Raw genomic sequence first — 21250 nt, 5'->3', positions numbered from 1 at the left:
CGACGACCTTAAGGCCTGTCTCTTGGATTTTGTCGGATCAGGCCGCGGCGTCGGGGTGCGTGCATCGCAAGGCGGAGGAGGGAGCCACTGCGGAGCATTGGTGACCGACGACAACGCGGCGAGGTGCGTGCCCCGGCGTCGCGGACCCGGCAAGGATCCAAGAGACAGGCCTCAGTTGACCTGGGGGCGGGCGCCGGGGTCACGCGCCGGGGCCGATGCTCAGGATGGCGAAGAACTCGACCGCGAGTGCGGCCGGCGGGACCAGGGAGACGGCCACCCGGGCCGGTCGGAACAGCCGGGCCGCGGGCCATTGGAGGACGACCGCGATCACCGCCGCGACCACGGCGGCCGAGGCGACCGCCAGGTGCGGCACGGCGGGGCACGGGCCCGTGGACGTACAGGGGTCGGTGGCCATTTCGCCGAGGCCCCGGAGCATGACCGCGGGCGGCAGCAGTGCCAGGGTCAGCGCCGTCGAGATCGACGGGGCCCGCCACCAGCGGTCCGGTGCGGTCCTGGTCGGGGCGGCTGCGGTGGGCAGGGATTCGCTCATGTGCCCAGTCTTCCGGCGGCTCCCGCCGCCCCGGCAGGGGTGGAGTACTCAGTCCGCCCGGGTGCCGGTACTCAGATCCGCGGTGCGCCGAACCAGCCGCGCAGCGCCCGGTCCAGTCCCGCCCGGTCGGCGTCGCCGGGGGCGCAGGCCCAGGCGACGTAGCCGTCCGGGCGCAGCAGCAGGGCTCCGGCGGGCGGTGGTGCCTGGGGGCAGTCGGCGGCGAGGACGTCGACCCGGTCCTTCCAGCCGGCCGCCCGGTCGGCGAGGCCGAGCGCGCCGCCGGTCAGGTCGAGCAGCAACGGCCTTCCGCTGTGGGTGAGTTCGGCCAGGCGGGTGCTCCCGGTCGGGGTGTCGAGGGTGAGTTCCGGGGCGAAGCCCCCGGCGAGCGGGTGCGGGCAGTCGGTGTCGTAGCGGACGTCGCTGCCCGCCATCAGGGCGGCTATCCGGGCGAGGTTGTCCTGGTGGGCGATCAGCTCGCCGACCAGGGCGCGCAGCGCGGTGATCCCGGGGCCGGGGGCCATCAGGGCCATCTGGGCCTGGGAGTGCATGAAGACCCGCTCGCCGACCGGCCGGCGTTCGTCCTGGTAGCTGTCCAGCAGGCCGGGCGGGGCCCAGCCCCGGAGTTCGGCGGCGAGCTTCCAGCCCAGGTTGGCGGCGTCCTGGAGGCCGAGGTTGAGGCCGGGGCCGCCGGTCGCGGCGTGGACGTGCGCGGCGTCGCCGACCAGCAGGACGCGGCCCTCGCGGTACCGCTCGGCGAGCCGGGTGTTGTGGCCGACGGTGCGGCGCGGGGTGAACGGTCCCGCCGTCCGGGCCGGGGCGAGCGGCAGGTCGGCGCCGGTGACCCGGCGGATGCTGGCGCGCAGCTCGTCCAGGGTGAGCGGGCCGGCCTCGTCGACGGGCGGGCCGCCCCACTCCATGGTGGCGATCATGGCGGCGTCCGGGCCGAACGGGGAGATGACGAACACGCCGTGCTCGGTGCGGGTGTGGGTCCACGGCCCGAACGGGGTCGGGCAGCCGGGCAGCAGGAGCTTGCCGTCGTCGGTGGTGCGCAGGCCCTCGGGCGGCAGCACGTGGGCGATCCGGGAGACCGGGTCGGGCGAGGTGACGCCGGGGAAGCCGATGCCGGCGCGCTTGCGGACGGTGCTGCGGCCGCCGTCCGCGCCGACCAGGTAGCGGGTGCGCAACTGCCGTGCGCCGTCCGGGCCGTGGAGGTCCACGGTGACCCCGTCACGGTCCTGGGTGAAGCCGGTGACCTCGCACCGGCGCAGGACCGTGACGCCCAGCGCGAGGGCGTGTTCCTCCAGGACGGCCTCGATCCGGTGCTGCGGGATCGGCAGGGCGTGCAGCGGATTGCCGTCGAGCCGGTGCAGTTCCAGCGGGAAGGCCCCGAAGACGAACCGGGGTACGGGCCGCGGCGCACCCGCGGCGCCGCTGAGCGCCCGGTGGAGGCCGCGGTGGTCGAGCAGCCGGAGCACCTGCCCGACCAGTCCGTTGGCCTTCTGCTCGCCGGAGCGCTCGGGCAGCCGGTCCAGGACCACCGGCCGGACGCCTGCCAGGGTCAGTTCGCAGGCCAGGAACAGCCCGACCGGGCCGGCGCCGACGATGACGACCTCGTTGGTCATGTCAATTCCCCCAGGGGCGTGGTGGGTTCACCGGGCGGACGGATCGGGCAGCCCGGCCGCGAGCTGGCGCAGCGCCTCGGCGAACAGCGGCTTGAAGGGCACCGCCGGGTCGGCGACCAGGTAGTGCTCGTTGGTGACCTGCAGCGCGGAGAGCGCGGCCGCGGCCACCAGCTTCGGGTAGAGGTCCCGGTCCGGATCGGTGCCGGTGCGGGCGGCGATCGCGGCGGTGAGCCCGGCCCTGGTCTGCGCGCCGCCGCGGAACAGCTCGGCCTGGAGCGAGGGTTCGCGCAGGAGCCGTCGCACGGCGGCGACCCAGCCGGGGGCGGGTTCCTCCTCGGCGCCGTCGAAGGGTTCGACCAGGGCCTGGGACAGCGCCTCCCACAGCGGCTCCTCCGCCGGGCGGGTGGCCAGGGCCTCGGCGGCCCGCATGATCCGGTTGCGGTGCCGGAAGACGATCGCCTCGGCCTTGCTGGAGAAGTAGTTGTTGTAGGTGCGCGGGGACACCCCGGCCGCGGCCGCGATGTCCTCGACCCGGACGTTCTCCAGTCCCCGTTCCACCGCCAGGCTGAGCGCCGCCCAGCTGAGCGCCTCCCGCGTCGCGGCCTTCTTCCGTTCCCGCAGTCCGGGCTCTCCGTCCGTCATGGCACCACTGTCCCGCCAAAGGTGCGTGGTACGCAATAGTGCGTGCCACGCAAGTTTTCTCGGGCCCCCGGGGTCGTGGCGAGCCGCCCGCCACCTGCGGTTCGTCGCTGGTAGTAGTTGCGTGGTTGCGGAGCGACTCGGCGCCGGAGCCCGTCCGCGCAGGAATTCCGGCGGGACGACCCGACAGGACGTGAGGAGCGGTCATGAGCGGCAGACGGCGTCCACCGCGGGCGCGGACCCCGCGCCAGGGCGGGGCGGCCGGCGGCGGCCGGAGGAACTCCCGGGTGGGGATCGCCCGCATCGAGGGCTTCCTGGCCTGGGAGGCCGAGGTCGCGGCGGCCGAACGCGACGCCCGCGCCTTCGCCGCGCAGTTCCCCTGGCTGCCGGAGGCCGAACGGGAGGACCTGGAGCGGGCCTACGCCGCCGACCGCCTGCGCTACGCCGAGGAGGTCGTCGACCGCGCCGTCGACCGCTGCCGCCGGCTGGCCGCCCGCTACCGCGCGGAGTGCCGCCGGATCTGCACCCGCTGGGCGACGCTCTGCCTCTCCGTCACCCTGGCGGCGGCGCTGTTCGCCGTCGTCCCGGCCGCCCTGCGGGGCTGAACCGCCGGCCCGCCCGGGCGACTGCGCGGGGGGAGTCCGGCGACACCGAGGGCCCGCCGCACCGTTTCCGGTGCAGCGGGCCCTGGTCGTGCCGGGGGCGCCGTCAGTGGTGGCCGTGGCCGCTGGTGATCTCCTCGTGCTCCTCGACGGTGGGCTTGGCGATCTGGCTGCCCTCGCCGTAGAAGCCGCGGGACAGCTTGGCCCGGGTGCGGGTCCACAGGCCGGCCCGGCGGGCCACGCCGTTCTCGTCCACCTCGGGCGCCGGCTCGACCGGCTCGGGCTGCTCGTGCGAGGTGAGGGTGTACAGCCGGCCCTGCGGCAGCGGCGCGTGCACCTCGACGAACTCGCCGTGCTGCAGCCGGTTGATCACGCCGGTCTCCCGGCCGTGCAGCACCTTCTCCTTGTCCCGCCGCTGCAGGCCCAGGCACCAGCGCTTGGTGATCACGAACAGCGCCACCGGCAGGGCGAAGAAGCCGATCCGCACGGCGTAGGTGATCGCGTTGATCGACAGGTGGAAGTGGGTCGCCAGCAGGTCGTTGCCGCCGCCGGCCAGCAGGATCAGGTAGAGGCCCATCCAGGCCACGCCGAACGCGGTGCGGACCGGGTGGTTGCGCGGGCGGTCGGCGATGTGGTGCTCGCCGCGGTCCCCGGTGACCCAGGCCTCCAGGAACGGCCAGCACCAGATGGCCAGCAGCACGGTCGGGAAGACCATCAGCGGGATGAACACCCCGAGGTTCAGGGTGTGGCCGCCCCAGACGCTGATCTCCCAGCCCGGCATCACCCGGATCAGGCCCTCGGAGAAGCCCATGTACCAGTCCGGCTGGGCGTCGGTGGACACCTGGTCGGGCCGGTACGGGCCGTACGCCCAGATCGGGTTGATCGTGGCGATCGCCGACATGAACGAGATCACGCCGAAGACCAGGAAGAAGAAGCCGCCCGCCTTGCCCATGTAGACCGGCATCAGCGGCATGCCGACCACGTTCTCGTTGGTCCGGCCGGGCCCGGCGAACTGGGTGTGCTTGTGGTAGAAGACCAGGATCAGGTGCGCCGCGAGCAGGCCCACCATGATGCCCGGGATGAGCAGGATGTGGACGGTGAACAGCCGCGGGATGATGTCGGTGCCCGGGAACTCGCCGCCGTAAATGAAGAACTGCAGGTAGGTGCCGACGATCGGGACGGCCAGGACCGCGCCCTCCATGAAGCGGATGCCCGTGCCGGAGAGCAGGTCGTCCGGCAGCGAGTAGCCCATGAAGCCGTCGAACATGCCGAGGAACAGCAGCAGCGCGCCGAAGATCCAGTTGATCTCGCGGGGCTTGCGGAAGGCGCCGGTGAAGAACACCCGCAGCATGTGGGTCAGCATCGAGGCGATGAAGACGACGGCCGCCCAGTGGTGGATCTGGCGCATCAGCAGGCCGCCGCGGACCTCGAAGCTGATGTTGACGGTGGAGGCGTAGGCCTCGGACATCCGGATGCCCTTGAGCGGGACGTAGGAGCCGTCGTAGACGACCTCGCCCATGCTCGGGTTGAAGAAGAGGGTCAGCCAGACGCCGGTCAGGATGATGATGACGAAGGTGTAGAGCGCGATCTCGCCCAGCATGAAGGACCAGTGGTCCGGGAAGATCTTGCGCAGGTTGGCCTTGGCGAGGGAGTAGATGCCGAGTCGGCCGTCGGTCCAGTCGGCGAGGGCTTCGGCCTTGTTGGCCGGTTTGGCGCGGGTGCTGGTCACCGGTCCCGGCTGCGACTGCTGGTCGGTTCTCACGACGGGCTCCCCGGCGTTCTCGGCGTGCCGGCGTGGAGGCCCGTCGGCGAGGACGCCGGCCGGCGAGGTGTTGTGATCATGGGACCTCTCGATACGGGTCCGCCGGGCGGACCGGCGCGCGGACCTGGGCGGTTCACTGGACCCGTTGCTCAGGGTGATGGAGCGCTTACTCTGTCATGCTGTCGGCAGGGGGCCGACTGTGCACGTCCATCGGGCCGTCCGGCCGCTCGTGTCGGGCCGGACGGGGGTTCCTGACGCCCGATCGGGCTGGCCGCCGGTCGGGGCCGGGCGGGGGAGATGCTGCGCCCGGGTGCAGCTGAACCGTTTCGGCGCGTGCCGCGTCCGGGCGCCGCGCGGGGCCGGGCCTACGCTGCGCCAATGGTGGATCACCGTGAACTCCTCGCGTCCGTCACCGAGGCCCTGTCCCGCGCCGGGTTCGACACCGCACCGGGCACCTCGCCGCTGTCGATCGACCGTCACCCCGAGGGGGTGGCGGTCGGCTGGTCCCCGGGGGCGGAGGCGGACGGTCCGCCCTCCGGGTCGGCGCGGGCGGCGCTGAGCGGGGCGGCCGCGCTCGTCCTGCGGGAGCGGGGCTTCCTGGTCACCGGGACGGAGGAGGGGGAGCTGCTGGTGCGCTGCGCCGAACCGGTGACGGTCCCTCCGGAGCCCGGGCCCGAGGCGGCACCCGAGCAGTGGTGGGGGTGAACCGGCCCGCCCCTCGGCGGCCCCGATGGCTCCGACCTGCGGAGTTGCCCGGCGCATGGGTGTTCTCATACCGAACCCTTACCTGAACGGGGGGTGCAGTTGACCGCCGTCCCTCTAAGGTTTGCCTAAGCTAAGCGCAACGCCCTGGACCACGGTGTCCGGGGCGTTCGCCGTGCCGTGCCGCCGCTGCCGCGGCGGTGCGCTCAAGAACAGGTACGACCCGGGGCGGCCCGGGGGAGGAGCCCGCTGCATGTGGGATGAGGCGTTTCCCAGCTTTCTGATCGGGCTGCGCGAGGGACTCGAAGCGGGCCTGATCGTCTCGATCCTGGTCGCCACGCTGGTGAGGGCGGGTCAGAAGGGCCGGCTCCCCCAGGTCTGGACGGGCGTCGCGGCGGCTGTCGCACTCAGCCTCAGCTTCGGCGCGGTGCTCACCTTCACCGCCGCCAACCTCTCCGGCCACGCCCAGGAGGCGTTCGGCGGGGTGCTGAGCCTGATCGCGGTCGGCTTCGTCACCGCGATGGTGTTCTGGATGCGCCGCTCCGCGCGCACCCTCTCCGCCGACATCAAGGAGAAGGTCCAGGCCTCGCTGGCCATGGGCGCGGGCGCGCTGGTGCTCACCAGCTTCCTCGCCGTCGCCCGGGAGGGCCTGGAGACCTCGCTCTTCCTGTGGACCAACGCGCGCACCGCCGGGGAGTCCACCGGGCCGATCATCGGCGCCGCCGTCGGCCTGCTGCTCTCCGTCGCGCTCTGCTGGGGCCTGTACCGCCGGGCCCTCAAGATGAACCTCACCAAGTTCTTCACCCTCACCGGCGCCGGCCTGATCGTGGTCGCCGCGGGCGTGCTCGGCTACGGCCTGCGCGACCTCCAGGAGTCCGGTCTGGTCGGCGGCGGCAGCACGTACGCCTTCGACCTGAGCGGGCACCTGGACGCCTCGTCCTGGTACGCCACGCTGGTCCAGGGCACCCTCAACCTGACCGTCACCATGACGGTCCTCCAGGTCGTCGGCTACATCGCCTACCTGAGCATCGTGATGACCCTGTTCATCGAGGGCGTGCGCGGCGGCACGGCGGCTCCGGCCGCGGCCCCCGCCGCCCCCGCCGCTGCTGCGGCGGGCAAGCCGGACGCGGAGCAGGCCGAGCCGGTGCGCACCGGGCGGCCGCGCTGGGTGCTGCCGACCGCGCTGGTCGCCGTACCGGTCGTGGTGGCCGGCGCCGTGATCGCCGTCAGCGACGGCAAGCAGGACAGCTCGGCCACCGTCGCGGTCTCCGAGAAGGAGTGCGGCAAGGGCTTCGGCACCCCCCAGCCGGGCCAGCAGGTGTTCCAGATGCACAACAGCGGCGACAAGGTCTCCGAGGTCTACCTGGTCAATCCGGGCACCGGCGCGGTCTACGGCGAGATCGAGGGCCTGGCCCCCGGCACCACCCGGGCGCTGACCGCCACCATCGGCTCCGGCGACTACGCCTGGCGCTGCGTGCCCACCGGCGGCACCACCGCAACCTCCGCCACCGTGCACGTCTCCGGCGGTGCCGAGGTCAAGGCCGTCAAGCCGGTCTCCGAGGACGACCTCAAGGCCCCGCTGGACAGCTACAAGGACTACGTCACCAAGGGCCTCGCGACCCTGATGACGCAGACCCAGAAGATCCAGACCGACGTGCACGGCGGCGACCTCAACGCCGCCAAGGCCGACTGGCTCACCGCCCACCTCCAGTACGCCTCGCTCGGCGCCGCCTACGGCACCTTCGCCGACCTCGACAAGAAGATCGACGGCCGCGCCGACGGCTACGCCGACAAGGCCCAGGACCCGGGCTTCACCGGCTTCCTGCGCCTGGAGTACGGCCTCTGGCACGGCCAGTCCGCCGCCGACCTGACGCCGGTCGCCGACGAGCTCGCCCAGAACGTCGCCAAGCTGGTGCACGACTTCCCCACCCAGGACTTCGACCCGGGCGACCTCCCGCTGCGCGCCCACGAGATCCTGGAGAACACCCTCCAGTTCGAGCTGACCGGCGACACCGACATGGGCAGCGGCACCAACCTCGCCACCACCCAGGCCAACCTGGCCGGCACCCAGGAGCTGCTGACCCTGCTCCAGCCGCTGCTCGACGAGCGCGACCCGCAGGTGCTGGTCCGGGTCAACGCCGGGATGAAGCGGGTCGGGGACCTCGTCGCCGCGGCGCACACCGCCGACGGCTGGATCCCGCTCGACAAGCTGCCCGACGGCACCCGCCGCCAGCTGAACGGCGCCACCGGCCAGCTGCTCGAAGACCTCTCGCCCGTCCCCGCCCTGCTCGAGATCCGGAAGGCCGCCTGATGACCGACCACACCGCAGCCGCCGGCTCCTGCCCGTTCCCGCACGCCGCTGCCGCCGTCTCCGCCGCACCGGCCGCCGAGTCGGTCGCCGACCAGGGCGGCTGCCCGGCCGGTCCGGCCCGGCGCAGCTTCGTCCGGGCCGCGCTCGGCGCGGGCGCCGGGGCCGCCGTACTGGCCGGCGGGGCGTTCACCCTCGGGGCCGAACCGGCCGCCGCCGGGGACACCCACCAGCCCGCGAACGGGGCCGTCCCGTTCCACGGCGCCCACCAGGCCGGCGTCGTCACCCCGGCCCCCGGCTTCGCCGCCTTCGTCTCCTGCCAGGTCATCGCCCAGGACCGCAAGGGCCTGGAGGACCTGTTCAGGACCCTGACCGAGCGGATCCGCCTGCTCACCGCCGGCGGCACCCCGCCCGACCTCGGCGTCGGCGCCCCGCCCTCGGACAGCGGCATCCTCGGCCCCACCGTGCCCACCGACAACCTCACCGTCACGGTCGGCGTCGGTGCCTCGCTGTTCGACGACCGCTACGGGCTCGCCAAGGCCAAGCCCGTCAAGCTGACGCCGATGAAGACCTTCCCCAACGACAACCTCCAGCCCGGCGAACTGCACGGCGACCTCTCGCTGCAGATCTGCGCCGACCAGCAGGACACGGTGCTGCACGCACTGCGCGACATCACCCGCCACACCCGCGGGGCGATGCAGATCCTCTGGCGGATCGACGGCTTCAAGAGCGCCTCCCGCCCGGACGGCGCCCCGCGCAACCTGCTCGGCTTCAAGGACGGCATCGCCAACCCGGACACCACCTCGGCCCGCGAGAGCGACCGGCTGATCTGGGTCACCGACGGTGCCGGCGAGCCCGCCTGGGCGACCGGCGGCAGCTACCAGGTGGTCCGGATCATCCGGATGCTGATCGAGTTCTGGGACCGGGTCAAGCTCAGCGAGCAGGAGAAGATGTTCGGCCGCCGCCGCGACACCGGCGCGCCGCTGGACGGGCACCAGGAGAACGACGCGCCGGACTACGGCAAGGACCCGGACGGCAAGGCGATCCCGCTCAACGCGCACATCCGGCTGGCCAACCCGCGCACCGCCGACACCGACAACTCGCGCATCCTGCGCCGCGGCTTCAACTACGACCGGGGCGTGGACAAGGCGGGCAACCTGGACATGGGCCTGGTGTTCTGCTGCTACCAGCAGGACGTGGTGCGGCAGTTCGAGGCCACCCAGACCCGGCTGATCGACGAGCCGCTGGTGGACTACATCTCGCCGACCGGTGGCGGGTACTTCTTCGTCCTGCCGGGCGTGAAGGACGACGCCGACTGGCTCGGGCGGGGACTGCTCGCCGCGGTCTGAGAGCCGACCCGTCCTCCGAACGGGCCCGGTGCGCCTGGTGCGCGCCGGGCCCGTTCGGCGTGCCGAGGCCGAGGGGGCTGAGCTGTGCCCGGGGGTGCTCGGGGGTGCTCAGCCGCCCAGGGTGAAGCCGATCACCGCGCCGCCGCCGGACCGGTTGGCGGCGTAGGCGGTGCCGCCGTGCGAGCGGGCCACCTCGGCGACGATGGCCAGGCCCAGGCCCGAGCCGGGCAGGCTGCGGGCCGCGGTGGCCCGGTAGAAGCGGTCGAAGACCCGGTCGAGGTCGGTCGCGTCGATGCCCGGACCGCGGTCCCGGACCTCGACCCGGAGGCCGTGCGCCACCAGCTCGATCGGGGACGTCCCCGCCGGGTCGAACTTGGCCGCGTTGTCCAGCAGGTTGCCCACCGCGCGGGCCAGCGCGTCCGGGTGGGCGATGACGACGGTGTCGTCCGTGACCACGGTGATCTCCCGGTCGCTGCGCCGGCGGGCCTGGGCGGCGGCCGAGCGGACCACCTCCGCCAGCACCACCTCGACCGGGTCCTCGTCGGCCTTGCGGTCCGCCGCCAGCGCCACCAGCTCCTCCACCAGCTGGGTCAGCTCCCGGGCCTCCTCGGCCAGGTCGGCGAGCAGCGCGGTGCGCTCGGCGGGCGGCAGCCGGTCGATGCTGGGCAGCACCGAGAGGTTGGTGCGCAGGCTGGTCAGCGGGGTGCGCAGCTCGTGCCCGGCGTCCTGGACCAGCCGGCGCTGGTTCTCCTTGGCGGTGGCGAGGCGCACCAGCATCCGGTCGAAGGCGCGGCCGAGCCGGCCCACCTCGTCCCGGCCGGAGGCGGGCACCGGGACGTCCAGGCGGCCGCTGGCGGCGACCCGTTCGGCCGCGTCGGTGAGCCGGACCAGCCGGCCGGTGATCCGCCCGGCGACCAGCCAGCCGGATCCGCCCGCCACCAGTACGACGACGGCCACCACGGCCGCCATCTGGTGCCGCAGCACCTCCAACAGCTCCTCGATGTCGTCGAGTTGCAGCACGACCTGGACGGCGCCCCGGCCGCCGCCGAGCGAGACCACGCCCACCCGGCAGGTCCGGCCGCCGACCCGGCGCACGTCGATCACCGTGCGGGCGGGTGCGTCGGCGCGGGCGAGTTCGCGGTCGGTCGCGGTGGTCGGCAGGTCGAGGTGCGCGGTGCCCGGGAGGATCGCCCCGTGCGAGTCGAGGGCCTGGGCGGTCACCCTGATCGGGTGCAGCAGCTGCTCGCTCAGCCCGCTCGGGCTGTTGAAGTCCCCCGGGAACAGCTTCTGGCGGTCCACCTGGCCGCTGACCGCGTGGACGGCCGAGTTGAAGTCGTCCGACTCGTCGTCGCGGATCAGCGCGGCCGCCGCGTGGTAGCCGAGCGTGCCGATCACCACCGCGACCAGGGCCGCCATCACCGCGAAGGCGAGCGAGAGGGTGGTGCGCAGGCCGGGGCGCGGCAGCCGGGTGCGGCGGGCCGACGGGCCGGTCACGGCTCGCGCAGCGTGTAGCCGACGCCGCGGACGGTGTGGATCAGCGGGGTGAGGCCGGGGCGGTCGAGCTTGCGGCGCAGGTAGCCGATGAAGACCGCGAGGTTCTTCGAGCCCGGGCCGAAGTCGTAGCCCCAGATCCGCTCGTACAGGGTGGTCTGGTCGAGGACGGCGCCGGCGTTCCGGGCGAGCAGCTCCAGCAGGTCGAACTCGGTGCGGGAGAGCTCCAGTTCGGCGCCGCCGCGCCAGGCCCGGCGGGCCGGCGGCTCGACCCGCAGGTCGGCGACGGTCAGGACGTCCTCGGGGGTGTCGGCGGGCGGGTTGCGGCGCAGCAGGGCGCGCAGCCGGGCGAACAGCTCGTCCACGTCGAAGGGCTTGACCAGGTAGTCGTCGGCCCCGGCGTCCAGCCCGGCGATCCGGTCCGGGACCTCGACCCGGGCGGTGAGCATCAGCACCGGGGTGCGGTCGCCGGCCGCGCGCAGCCGGCGGCAGACCTCCAGGCCGTCCGGCGCGGGCATCATCACGTCGAGCACCAGGACGTCCGGCCGCTGCTCGGCGAGGACGGCCAGGGTCTGGGTGCCGTCCGCGGCTATCCGCACCCGGTAGCCCTCCAGCGTGAGGGCGCGGGTGAGCGAGTCGCGGATGGCGCGGTCGTCCTCGGCGATCAGCACGGTGTGGCTCATGCGGGAGATTCTCCCTGGCGTGCTCACGGCAGTGGAGAGCGGGGGGCACGGATTCCCGGCCGGCACGGGTGTCGCGCGCCGCTTCGTGGGCGTACGGTGGCCACACGGTGGCGTGCCGCCGGGTGGGCCGCCGGACCCATTCGGTACGCCCCGCCGGAGGCCTCGATGGCAGAGCGGATGGCCTTCCTCACCACCCCGCGCGCGGAGCGGGCGCGCCGGGACGCCCGGGAGCGGCTGGGGGACCGGCGGGAGGTGTACCGGCCGGGGGCACTGCTGCCGCTGGTGGGCGGACAGGCGGAGCGCTGCATGGACTGCGGGCTGCCGTTCTGCCACGCGGCCTGTCCGCTGGGGAACCTGGTGCCGGAGTGGAACCGGCTGGTCGCGGACGCGGATTGGCGGGCCGCGGCCGCCCGGCTACTGGCGACGAACAACTTCCCGGAGTTCACCGGGCGGCTCTGCCCGGCCCCGTGCGAGAGCGCCTGCGTGCTGGCGATCGACGGGGACGCGGTGACGATCAAGAACGTGGAACTGGCGATCGCCGACCGGGCCTGGGCCGAGGGCTGGGACGCGGCGCAGCCGCCCGAGCGGCCGGAACCGGGCGGGCGGGTGGCGGTGATCGGCTCCGGGCCGGCCGGGCTGGCCGCCGCCCAGCAGCTGACCCGGGCCGGCCACGCCACCACCGTCTACGAACGGGCCGACCGGGCGGGCGGGCTGCTGCGCTACGGGATCCCGCCGTTCCGGCTGGAGAAGCACCGGCTGGAACGGCGGCTGGCGCAGCTGCGTGCCGAGGGCACCGAGTTCCGCACCGGGGTGTGGGCCGGGCGGGACGTCACCGGGGAGCAGCTGCGGGCCGGGTACGACGCGGTGGTGGTCGCGGTGGGGGCCGGTGCCTGGCGGGTGCCGGCCGTGCCCGGGTGCGAGCTGGCCGGAGTGCACCCGGCGATGGAGTACCTGACCTGGGCGAACCGGGTGGACGAGGGGGACCGGGCGGTCTCGCCGCTGTCCGCGCGGGGGCGGCGGGTGGTCGTCGTCGGCGGCGGGGACACCGCCTCCGACTGCCTGGGGACGGCGCTGCGCGAGGGTGCGGCCTCGGTGACCCAGCTGGACATCAACCCGTGTCCGCCGGAGCGGCGCGGGCCGGGGCAGCCCTGGCCGGTCCACCCCAAGGTGTACCGGGAGACCACCTCGCACGAGGAGTTGGCGGGGCGGGCGGGGGCGTCGTCGCTGTCGCTGTCGTCGTCGGGTGAGGAGGGGGCGTCGTCGGGCGAGGAGCGGGCGTCGTCGGGGGAGGAGGGCCGGTCGTCCGCGGCCGGCGGGCGGGTGTTCGCGGCGGTCACGGTCGGGTTCGAGCCGGGGCCGGACGGGCGGCTGGCGGCCGTCCGCTACGCCGAGGCGGAGCCGGGCGACCGCGGCCCCCGGGCGGGCACCGAACGGGTGCTCCCGGCGCAGCTGGCGCTGCTCGCGCTGGGCTTCGTCGGGCCGGAGCCGGACCAGCCGCTGTACGCCCAACTCGGGCTGGGCATCGGGCCGGAGGGGACGCTGGAGCGGGACGACGGGTTCGGCACCGCCGCCGACGGGGTGTTCGTCGCGGGGGACGCCGGGCGGGGCCAGTCGCTGATCGTCTGGGCGATCGCGGAGGGCCGGGCGGCGGCCGCGGCGGTGGACCGCTACCTGCGCGGGCGGACCGAACTCCCGTCCCCGGTAAGGGCGTCGGCACGGGCCCTCACGCTGTGAGACGCGGGGCCCGCGCCGGACGGCCGGGCGTCAGCCCAGGCCGAGGACGGACAGCGCGGTGGTCCAGTTGGTGGCGATGGCCTGCTGGGCGGGCACCAGGGCGACCTGGTGGTTGCAGACCGCGCGGTAGAGCTTGTACTCCACGGTGTCCTTGTCGGTGGAGGTCAGGCCGCTGGAGTCGGTGGCGTAGTGGGGCTCCGGCCAGAGGTTGTTCGGGTCGGTGGGGTGGCCGCCGAGGGACAGCGGGATGAAGTGGTCCTCCTCGTAGTCGGCCGTGCTGGTGTCCTCGTAGCCGTACTGGGCGATCTGCTGGACCTTCAAGCGGTTGGTGTAGCTGGTGGAGGGGCGGATCGAGGTGCTGTAGCCCGGGACGCAGATGGTGGAGTCGATGGTGTCCTGGGTGACGTCCGGGTTGGTGGCGCCCGGGGTGCAGGCGGGGTCGGGCAGCGGGAGGTAGGCCTGCGAACAGGTGGCGTCGAGGGCGGCGCGGGCGTGCGCGGCGGAGGTGGAGGCGGGGGCGGCGTGCGCGGTGCCGGCGGTCGCGAGGGCGGCCGCGGCGAGCACCGCGGTGGCGACAGCGGGGGCGAGTCGGTGGGCACGAAGCATGGGGGAGCTCCCTGTCACGGGCCCGGCACGGGCTGCCGGGCGGTGTGTGTCCATGTCAGCAGTGGCGGATCTATGCGGGTAGACAGGGGATGGTGAATTGTTGACAAAGCGTCAGTCAATGCGGGCGGGGCAAGAGTTCGCTTGACGTGGACCTGGTGGAGTCGGCGGGCGGGCCGGCGTGCCCGGCACCCTCACGGCGCGGGGCGGGCCCCGGCCTCCGCCGTGGCAGGCGTGCGCTGGTCGTAGCGCCAGAGCGCCGGAAGCGCCGCGGCGAGCAGGGCGCTGCTGCCCAGGCAGAGCAGGCCGCCGGTGCCCAGCGCGGCCCGGATGCCCTGCCGGGCGGCGAGGCCGCCGGCCCGCAGGTCGCCGAGGGCCGGTCCGGCGGAGCCGATCAGCAGCTCCAGGCCGGCGGCGCGGCCGCGCAGCTCGTCCGGGATGGACCGGTTCCACAGGGCGCTGCGGAAGGTGTCGCCGATCCAGTGGGCGGCGCCCGCGACGGCCAGGCAGAGCAGCACGGCCCACAGGCCCGGGGCGACGGCGGCCGCGGCGGTGGCCGCGCCCACCAGGGCGGCGGAGAGCAGGACCGGCCGTCCGTACCGGTGCACCCGTTCCGTCCACCCGCCGGTGGTGGCGGCGAGCAGGCTCCCGGCGGCGGACGCCGAGTAGAGCAGGCCCAGCGCCCAGGTCGCGTCCAGCTCCCCGGCGAGGAAGGGGAACAGGGCGGTGGGCAGGGCGAACACGGTGGCGGCCAGGTCGGCCAGGTAGGTGCCCAGCAGGTCGGGCCGGCGGGCCGCGTACCGGACGCCCTCGGTGAGGTCGCGCAGCGGCGGCGCCTCGGCGTCCCGCTCCGAGGGGACGGGCCGCACCCGGGCGAGCAGGGCGATGGACAGCAGGAAGGTGGCCAGGTCGACCAAGTACGCGGCCGGGGCCCCGCTGGTCGCGATCAGCACTCCCGCGGCGGCCGGCGCGGCCACGCCGCCGATGCTCCAGCGCAGCGAGAGCAGCGCCCCGGCCGCCACCAGCTGCTCCGGCGGGACCAGCCGCGGGACCATCGCCTGCACCGAGGGCTGCTGGATGCCCTGGACGGCCGCCGCCAGGCCGGCGGCCAGGTAGAGCGGCCAGACGGCGGGTGCCCCGAGCAGCGCGTTGGCCAGTAGCAGGGTGCTCAGGACGGCCAGGGCGACTTCGCAGGCCAGGGCGACGCTGCGGCGGTCGGCGCGGTCGGCGAGCACGCCTCCGTAGAGGCCGAACAGGACGGTGGGCACGAGTTCGACCGCTCCGACGGCTCCGACGGCGAGCGGTGAGCCGGTGAGGTCGGCGATCTGGAGCGGGATCGCGGTCATGGTGAAGACCGAGCCGAGCAGGGTGACCGTGCCGGAGGTCCAGGTGAGGCGGAAGTCCCGGGAGGTGCGCCAGGGGGTGGTGTCGGGGAGCAGTCGGGACCGTCGGCGGTCCGTTCCTGGGGTCATGCGGGGTCCTTGGGTGTCGGGTGGGTGGGTGTCGCGGCAGTGGTCGTCGTAGCAGTGGTTGTCGTGGCGGGCATTGCCTCCTTATCGCTGATAAAGTCCGGGTCGGAACTTAGCGGCGATAAGGTGGCCCCGCAAGCGGATTACCGGGAGGCCGATCGGATGGCGCTGCAACGCGACGAAGTGGTGCGCACCGCGCTGCGCGTGCTCAACGAGGAGGGCATCGACGGGCTCAGTACCCGCCGGCTCGCCCGCGAGCTGGGCGTGCAGTCACCGGCGCTGTACTGGCACTTCAAGAACAAGCGGGAACTGCTCGACCTGATGGCCGAGGCGATGCTCGCCGAGGCCCTCCCGCCCGACCGCGAGCCGGACCCGGAGCACTGGCCCGACTGGATCACCGCCGACGCCCGGGCCAAGCGCAACGCCCTGCTGGCCTACCGTGACGGCGCCCGGGTGCACGCCGGCACCCTGCCGACCGAGGACGAACTCCCCGCCGTTGAGGCCCAGTTGAGCGCGCTGTGCCGGGCCGGGCTGCGCCCGCGCACCGCACTGCGACTGCTGCTGACCGTCGACCGCTACATCATGGGCTGGGTCACCGAGGAACAGGCCTGGCGACAGGACGCCGCGCAGCGCACCCGGCCGCCGTTCCCCGACGAGGCGCTGCGCGAGCTGCCGCTGCTGAGCGAGGCCGCCGACGTGCTGCGGATGACCGACCACGACGCCGACTTCGACTACGGGCTGCGGGTGCTGGTGGAGGGGTTCCGGGCGGAGATCGCCCGGGAGGCGGCGGAGGGTTCGGGTGCCGTGGGCGATGGGCTAGCGTGAGCGCCATGACCACCCTTGATCCCCGCAGCACGGCCCTGGTCCTGATCGACCTGATGGACCGGATCGTCGCCAACCAGCTCGCGCCGCACTCCGGTCCGGAGGTCGTGGCGGCCTCGCTGCGCCTCGCCGAGGACTTCCGTGCGGCCGGCGCCCCGGTCGTCGCGGTGCGGGTCGAGCGGCCGGGCGTCGCCGAACAGCCGCCCGGCAGCGGGCTGGTGGCCGAGGTCGAGGCGGCGGCCGACGAGGTCGTGGTGAAGCGCACCATCGGCGCCTTCCAGGGCACCGGACTGCACGAACTGCTCCGGGCCCGGGGAGTGGAGACGCTCGTCCTCGCCGGGATCGCGACCAACCTCGGCGTGGAGTCGACCGCCCGCGCGGCCGCCGACCACGGCTACCGGCTGGTGTTCGTCGAGGACGCGATGGCCGGGCTGACGGAGGCGGAGCACCGGGCCTCGGTGGAGCTGGACTTCCCGCGCCTGGGAGAGGTCGTGGCGGCCGCGGACCTGCGGCTGGGGTAGTGCGGATTCGGGTTCCCGGCCCGGTTCCTGTGCTGATCGGGGGGTGAGCGGTGGAGGGTACCCACCGGTTGTCGCGCCAGACCGCTCGATGGTCGCGCTACGCCCAGGTGACCGTGCACGTCGCTGTGGCCGCCGGACCGGCGGTGCGGGTCGTCGCCGAGGTGTCCGGCGGGCGCGGAGCGTCCTTCGGGATCGCGGTGGGCGCCGGCTGCGCGGAGGCGGAACGGTTCCGGGAGGAGGCGCGGGACGGCGCCCGGTACGCGCTGATGCGGCTGCCCGAGGAGGCCCGTGGCGTCCTCGTCTCGGTCGTGGAGATCGTCACGGCCCCGGCGGACACCGGCCCCGGTGACGTGAAGTTCGCCGCCGCACACGCCGTCTGGCGGGCCCTCGGCCGGGAGCCGGACCGGTGGCCGTGGACCGGCGAGGACGGGGACCCCGTGTTCCCCGCGTGAGGTGGTCGTGGCCGCCCGGTCAGACCCTGCCGGGTTCCAGCGGGTCCGGGCCGGGCAACGGGCGCTGGCGGCGGGCGAGTTCGAGGGCGTCGCGGAGCCGTCCGGCCGAGGCCGTGAGGAGCCGGGCGGCGGTGGGTGCGTCCACGTCGGCGAGCAGCAGCAGGACGGCGTCCTTCGTCCGGCCGTCGGTGGCGGTGAGGGCGCGGTCGACCGTCGGGGCGTCGGCACCGGTGGCCTCCGCGACGATCCGGCGGGCGCGCTCGCGGAGTTTGACGTTGGTGGCCCGCAGATCGACCATCAGGTTTCCGTACGTCCGGCCGAGGCGGATCATCACCGACGTGGACAGCATGTTGAGCACCAGCTTCTGCGCGGTGCCCGCCTTCAACCGGGTGGAGCCGGCCAGCACCTCGGGGCCGACCTCCACCTCGATCCCCAGCTCCGCCGCCGCCACCAGCGCCGAGCCGCGGTTGCAGGCCAGCCCGACGGTCAGCGCCCCGGCCGCCCGGGCGGCGCCCACGGCGGCGAGCGCGTACGGGGTGCGGCCCGAGGCGGAGACGCCCACCAGGGTGTCGTCCGGGGTCAGGGCGAGCGCCGCCACGTCGGCCTCGGCGAGGTCGGTGCGGTCCTCGGCGCCCTCGGCGGCCTCCGTCACGGCGCTCCGGCCGCCCGCGATCAGGCCCACCACCAGCCCGGGGTCGGTGCCGAAGGTCGGCGGGCACTCGGCGGCGTCCAGCACCCCGAGCCGCCCGGCCGTGCCCGCACCGGCGTAGACCAGCCGCCCGCCGCGCGCCATCCTCGCCGCCGCGGCGTCGACCACGGCGGCGATCCGCGCCAGCTGCCCGGCGACGGTCACGGGGACGGCGCGGTCCTCGGCGTTCATCAGGCGGAGCAGGTCGGCGGTGGGCAGCCGGTCGATGGCGGCCCAGTCGGGGCGGACCGTCTCGGTGGGGGGTACGGCGTCGGGGTTCATGCGGGGAGCGTCCCCGGGCGGGCGCCGCTCGAACCGGTCCGCGGGGTCCCGGCCCGGCGTGGTCAGCCGGTCGGGCCAGCCATCAGGCCATCCGTCGGGCCAGCCATCAGGCCATCCGTCAGGCCATCCAGAAGAACACGGCGGTCATCCGGCGGTCCGCCAGCTCCGCGCCGTAGTACTCGGTGGCGCTGTGGATCAGGTTGGCGTGGTAGAGGAGGAGTTGGTTGTAGCGGTTGGGGACCCGGACGTCCTCGGTGAAGTGGTCGGCGGGGACGTGCCGGGTGCCGAGCGCCTCGACCAGGTTGTTGTGCGGGGCGTTGACCAGGTTGCCCCCGAGGCGGCCGCCGGGGAACTGCTGGCGGTAGAAGCTGGTGCCGGCGTCCTTGGGGGCGCCGGGGCTCAGGTAGAGCACGGCGGCGTAGCGGCAGAGCGCGCGGGAGTCGGTGTGCGGGCGGGACTCCGACTCCCCGGCGCCGACGACCTGGACGCAGTTGTGGTTGAGCGTGCCGCCGCCGGGGGTGCTCTGCACCCAGAGCCGGGAGGCGCCGGTGGCCTTGCGGACCTGGGCCTCGACCCGGGCCAGCTCGTCCGGTTCCAGGCCGGGCATGGTGCGCAGGCCGGGCCAGGTCTCGGGGCGGTACGGGTAGCCCTCGGTCCAGTCGCCGCGGGCCAGGACGCGCTCGCGGACGGCGTCCGGGTCGGGCAGGACGTTGTCCAGGACCCAGTAGTCCCGGCCGCGGGTGGGCTTGCGGTAGGGGAGGACCGGCAGGGCGGTCGGCCTGATGGGCTGTGAGGGCATGGGCCGACCATAGGGGCGCCGGTCGTCAACTATCTGCCGTGAACAGGTCAACCTTTCGTCAAGTGCGCCGCAGGTGGGGAGGGGGGGTGATGCCCGGCCCCGGGGCTGTAGGAGAGCGGCGGGAGGGCTACCGGCGGACGAGGCGGAAGGCGGCCGCCAGGGCGAGGGCGGTGAGCACCAACAGGATTCCGGCCTCGACGAGTTGGACCGGGACGAGGTGGGAGGAGGGGTGGTAGCTCAGCCAGGTGCCGGTGGCCCCGTCGCACCGGTGCGTCTCGATGCACGCGACGGAGTCGACCCGGCTGCCGTCGGGCAGGACGGTCTTCGTGTCGACCAGCCACGCGTTGGTGGGCTGCATGGCCCGGAGGGGGGCCACGACGTCGACGGTGGGGTAGAAGGACGGGCGCGCCCAGCGGACCAGGCCGTGGGTCACCGCTACCAGGGCGCCGGTGAGGAACATCGCGGGCAGCGTCCGGCGCAGCACCTGGCCGACCAGGACGCCCAGGGCCAGCGCGAACAGGGACCAGGCGACCGGCGCGATGCCGAGGGCCGGGTAGGTGAAGAACTGGAACGGAGGGTCGAAGGCCACCGGACCGTGCACGATGTCCGTCCACCACACCCAGGTCATCAGCGAGGCGAGCACGCCGGTGACGGCCAGCACCGCGAGTCCCGGCACCGCGAGGCGGGCGGCCAGCCAGCGCACGGGACCGACGGACTGGGCACGGATCAGGCGGATCGTGCCGCGCTCGTGCTCCTGGGCCAGCAGCGGAGCGCCGACGAACACGCCGATCAACAGCGGGACGGCGGTGACCACCGGCTGGAGCACGGAGACGAACCAGAAGTTCGGTCGGTTGATCGGCGAGAGGAGGATCCAGCACTTGTTGCTGTCCCAGCTCTCGGGGCTGTAGCAGCCCGTCCGCCGCAGCGCGCCCGTGATGTGCTGGGCGACGACGTGGATCCACAGGAGGTCGGCCGCCAGCAGGACCAGCAGTGCCGCCAGGACCCAGAGCAGAAGCCGATTCTGACGCCACGTCAGCCAGAGCAAGCCGCGCAGTCGGGGGGTTCCGGACCGGTCCGGGGTGGCGGACCCGGGGGCGGGAGCGGGCTTCGCGGGGTCGGTCAGGACGTCCGTGCTCATGCTGCCTTCTCGTCGTTCGCCGGGGCGGTGCCGGTGGTGTCCGGGGCGGGCTCGGCAGGTGCGGGCCTGGTCGGGGTCGGTTCGGCCGGGGCGCGGAGGTAGCCGAGCAGCAGCTCGTCCAGGCTGGGCCGTTCGGTCTCCCAGGGACCGTCCAGCGGCTCGCCGGTGCGCACCAGTGCGGTCAGCCGGCGGCCGGCGGACCGCTGCTCGACCACCAGACCGGGCGGGAGGTCGGCGCCCCCGGCGGGGCCGGTGAGCAGCTGGTGCCCCGCGAGGATGTCGTCCAGGTCGCCGGAGAGCCGGATCCGTCCGCGCTGGACCAGCAGCAGGTGGTCGATCACGCCGTCCAGCTCCGGGAGGATGCGCGAGGACACCACGATGGTCGTGCCGCGCTCGGCGGCGGCCGACATCAGGGTGCCCATGAGCTGGTGCCGGGCGAGCGGGTCGAGGTCGGCCATCGGCTCGTCGAGCAGCAGCAGGTCGGGGCGCTTGCCGAGGGCGAGCGCCAGCGAGACCCGGGTGCGCTGCCCGCCGGACAGCGAGCCGATCCGGGCCCTGAGGCGCAACTCGCCCTGGTCGACGATCTGTTCGACGGTCTCCTCGTCCCAGACCGGATTGAGCTCGCGGCCCATCCGGAGGGTCTCGGCCACGGTGAGTCCCGGGTAGAGCGGCTTGTCCTGTGCCACGTAGGCGACCCGGGCGCGTTCCTCGCGGGTGTCGGCGGTCGTGCCGAACACTCGCAACTCACCCTCGGTGGGAGTGAGTTGGCGGGCGGCGAGGGAGAGCAGGGTGCTCTTGCCCGCGCCGTTGGGGCCGACCACCCCGCAGATCCGTCCGGTCGGGACGGTGAAGTCGCAGGCGTTCAGGGCCCATTCGCCCCGGTACCGCCTGCCCAGTCCGACGGCCTCCAACGCCGGAGTCACGGTTGTCGGGTCGTTCACCCGGTCCCCCCACTGTTCTCGGTTCGGTGCTGCCGGGCGGCCCGGCGTACGGCTGTGGTGTGTGGCTGTTCGGTGCGGCCGGCCGGCCGGCCG

20 protein-coding genes are annotated in these 21250 nt (G+C 74.2%); 8 read left to right on the top strand and 12 right to left on the bottom strand.

All coding sequences use genetic code 11. The features are described 5' to 3' along the window. Positions 1 to 199 precede the first annotated feature (199 nt). The 3 genes from ACFWXO_RS22660 to ACFWXO_RS22650 form a co-directional block, all read right to left on the bottom strand. The gene (locus ACFWXO_RS22660; protein ID WP_380525558.1) at positions 200 to 550 is read right to left on the bottom strand and encodes a hypothetical protein; all 351 of its coding nucleotides are present in this window, start codon (positions 548 to 550) and stop codon (positions 200 to 202) included. 71 nt (positions 551 to 621) lie between these two features. Next, on the bottom strand, positions 622 to 2172 hold the full coding sequence (locus ACFWXO_RS22655) for an FAD-dependent monooxygenase (protein ID WP_380525557.1): 1551 nt from the start codon (positions 2170 to 2172) through the stop codon (positions 622 to 624). 27 nt (positions 2173 to 2199) lie between these two features. Further along, on the bottom strand, positions 2200 to 2814 hold the full coding sequence (locus ACFWXO_RS22650) for a TetR family transcriptional regulator (protein ID WP_380525556.1): 615 nt from the start codon (positions 2812 to 2814) through the stop codon (positions 2200 to 2202). Positions 2815 to 3017: 203 nt separating this feature from the next. Between ACFWXO_RS22650 and ACFWXO_RS22645 the strand changes: the two genes are divergently transcribed. Then, a complete protein-coding gene (locus tag ACFWXO_RS22645) occupies positions 3018 to 3416 on the top strand; it encodes a hypothetical protein (RefSeq protein ID WP_380525555.1) in 399 nt (132 codons plus the stop codon). A gap of 103 nt (positions 3417 to 3519) precedes the next feature. Here the strand turns inward: ACFWXO_RS22645 and ACFWXO_RS22640 are convergent, their stop codons facing one another. Further along, positions 3520 to 5142, bottom strand: coding sequence for a cytochrome bc complex cytochrome b subunit (locus ACFWXO_RS22640; RefSeq protein WP_380525576.1), 1623 nt, complete (start codon positions 5140 to 5142; stop codon positions 3520 to 3522). A 411-nt stretch (positions 5143 to 5553) separates the two neighbouring features. Here ACFWXO_RS22640 and ACFWXO_RS22635 point away from each other — a divergent pair, with 411 nt between their 5' ends. From ACFWXO_RS22635 to efeB, 3 genes are all read left to right on the top strand, one after another. Further along, positions 5554 to 5880, top strand: a complete 327-nt coding sequence (locus ACFWXO_RS22635) for a hypothetical protein (RefSeq protein WP_380525554.1) — start codon at positions 5554 to 5556, stop codon at positions 5878 to 5880. Positions 5881 to 6130: 250 nt separating this feature from the next. Next, on the top strand, positions 6131 to 8188 hold the full coding sequence (gene efeU, locus ACFWXO_RS22630) for an iron uptake transporter permease EfeU (RefSeq protein WP_380525553.1): 2058 nt from the start codon (positions 6131 to 6133) through the stop codon (positions 8186 to 8188). Further along, on the top strand, positions 8188 to 9534 hold the full coding sequence (efeB, locus tag ACFWXO_RS22625; RefSeq protein ID WP_380525552.1) for an iron uptake transporter deferrochelatase/peroxidase subunit: 1347 nt from the start codon (positions 8188 to 8190) through the stop codon (positions 9532 to 9534). Before efeU ends, efeB begins: the two co-directional genes overlap by 1 nt. Positions 9535 to 9642: 108 nt before the next feature. Here efeB and ACFWXO_RS22620 read toward each other — a convergent pair whose 3' ends face one another. Together ACFWXO_RS22620 and ACFWXO_RS22615 are read right to left on the bottom strand one after the other, a co-directional pair. Then, entirely contained in the window at positions 9643 to 11028 is a 1386-nt protein-coding gene (locus ACFWXO_RS22620) for an ATP-binding protein (protein ID WP_380525551.1), read from the bottom strand. Next, positions 11025 to 11708, bottom strand: coding sequence for a response regulator transcription factor (locus tag ACFWXO_RS22615; protein ID WP_380525550.1), 684 nt, complete (start codon positions 11706 to 11708; stop codon positions 11025 to 11027). Before ACFWXO_RS22615 ends, ACFWXO_RS22620 begins: the two co-directional genes overlap by 4 nt. A gap of 165 nt (positions 11709 to 11873) precedes the next feature. Here ACFWXO_RS22615 and ACFWXO_RS22610 point away from each other — a divergent pair, with 165 nt between their 5' ends. After that, a complete protein-coding gene (locus ACFWXO_RS22610) occupies positions 11874 to 13442 on the top strand; it encodes a glutamate synthase subunit beta (RefSeq protein ID WP_380525549.1) in 1569 nt (522 codons plus the stop codon). Positions 13443 to 13472: 30 nt separating this feature from the next. Here the strand turns inward: ACFWXO_RS22610 and ACFWXO_RS22605 are convergent, their stop codons facing one another. Both ACFWXO_RS22605 and ACFWXO_RS22600 read right to left on the bottom strand, forming a co-directional pair. Further along, the gene (locus ACFWXO_RS22605) at positions 13473 to 14048 is read right to left on the bottom strand and encodes a hypothetical protein (RefSeq protein WP_380525548.1); all 576 of its coding nucleotides are present in this window, start codon (positions 14046 to 14048) and stop codon (positions 13473 to 13475) included. 191 nt (positions 14049 to 14239) lie between these two features. Continuing rightward, positions 14240 to 15517 (bottom strand): MFS transporter, encoded by a 1278-nt coding sequence (locus ACFWXO_RS22600; RefSeq protein ID WP_380525547.1) that lies wholly within the window; start codon positions 15515 to 15517, stop codon positions 14240 to 14242. 159 nt (positions 15518 to 15676) lie between these two features. Here ACFWXO_RS22600 and ACFWXO_RS22595 point away from each other — a divergent pair, with 159 nt between their 5' ends. The 3 genes from ACFWXO_RS22595 to ACFWXO_RS22585 all read left to right on the top strand — a co-directional run bounded on the left by ACFWXO_RS22595 (position 15677) and on the right by ACFWXO_RS22585 (position 17309). Next, positions 15677 to 16339 carry a TetR/AcrR family transcriptional regulator C-terminal domain-containing protein gene (locus ACFWXO_RS22595; RefSeq protein ID WP_380525546.1) on the top strand — a complete coding sequence of 221 codons (663 nt, stop codon included), beginning with the start codon at positions 15677 to 15679 and terminating at the stop codon, positions 16337 to 16339. A 5-nt stretch (positions 16340 to 16344) separates the two neighbouring features. Continuing rightward, positions 16345 to 16857, top strand: a complete 513-nt coding sequence (locus ACFWXO_RS22590; RefSeq protein WP_380525545.1) for an isochorismatase family protein — start codon at positions 16345 to 16347, stop codon at positions 16855 to 16857. Between the two features lie 113 nt (positions 16858 to 16970). Further along, on the top strand, positions 16971 to 17309 hold the full coding sequence (locus tag ACFWXO_RS22585) for a hypothetical protein (RefSeq protein ID WP_380525544.1): 339 nt from the start codon (positions 16971 to 16973) through the stop codon (positions 17307 to 17309). Between the two features lie 19 nt (positions 17310 to 17328). On the opposite strand, the gene murQ is transcribed toward ACFWXO_RS22585, so the two are convergent. From murQ to ACFWXO_RS22565, 4 genes are all read right to left on the bottom strand, one after another. Next, positions 17329 to 18279: an N-acetylmuramic acid 6-phosphate etherase gene (gene murQ, locus ACFWXO_RS22580; protein ID WP_380525543.1), complete on the bottom strand. Its 951-nt coding sequence runs from the start codon at positions 18277 to 18279 to the stop codon at positions 17329 to 17331. A gap of 118 nt (positions 18280 to 18397) precedes the next feature. After that, positions 18398 to 19078 carry a DUF6445 family protein gene (locus tag ACFWXO_RS22575; protein WP_380402349.1) on the bottom strand — a complete coding sequence of 227 codons (681 nt, stop codon included), beginning with the start codon at positions 19076 to 19078 and terminating at the stop codon, positions 18398 to 18400. Positions 19079 to 19205: 127 nt separating this feature from the next. After that, a complete protein-coding gene (locus ACFWXO_RS22570) occupies positions 19206 to 20216 on the bottom strand; it encodes a hypothetical protein (protein ID WP_380525542.1) in 1011 nt (336 codons plus the stop codon). Continuing rightward, on the bottom strand, positions 20213 to 21157 hold the full coding sequence (locus tag ACFWXO_RS22565) for an ABC transporter ATP-binding protein (RefSeq protein WP_380525541.1): 945 nt from the start codon (positions 21155 to 21157) through the stop codon (positions 20213 to 20215). The genes ACFWXO_RS22570 and ACFWXO_RS22565 overlap by 4 nt, the downstream gene beginning before the upstream one ends. Positions 21158 to 21250: the final 93 nt, after the last annotated feature.

The organism is Kitasatospora sp. NPDC059088 (assembly GCF_042738155.1).
In the GTDB taxonomy this organism is placed as follows: domain Bacteria; phylum Actinomycetota; class Actinomycetes; order Streptomycetales; family Streptomycetaceae; genus Kitasatospora.
The sequence above is the reverse complement of the archived record's forward strand: the minus strand, read 5'-3'. Positions and strand labels throughout refer to the sequence as shown.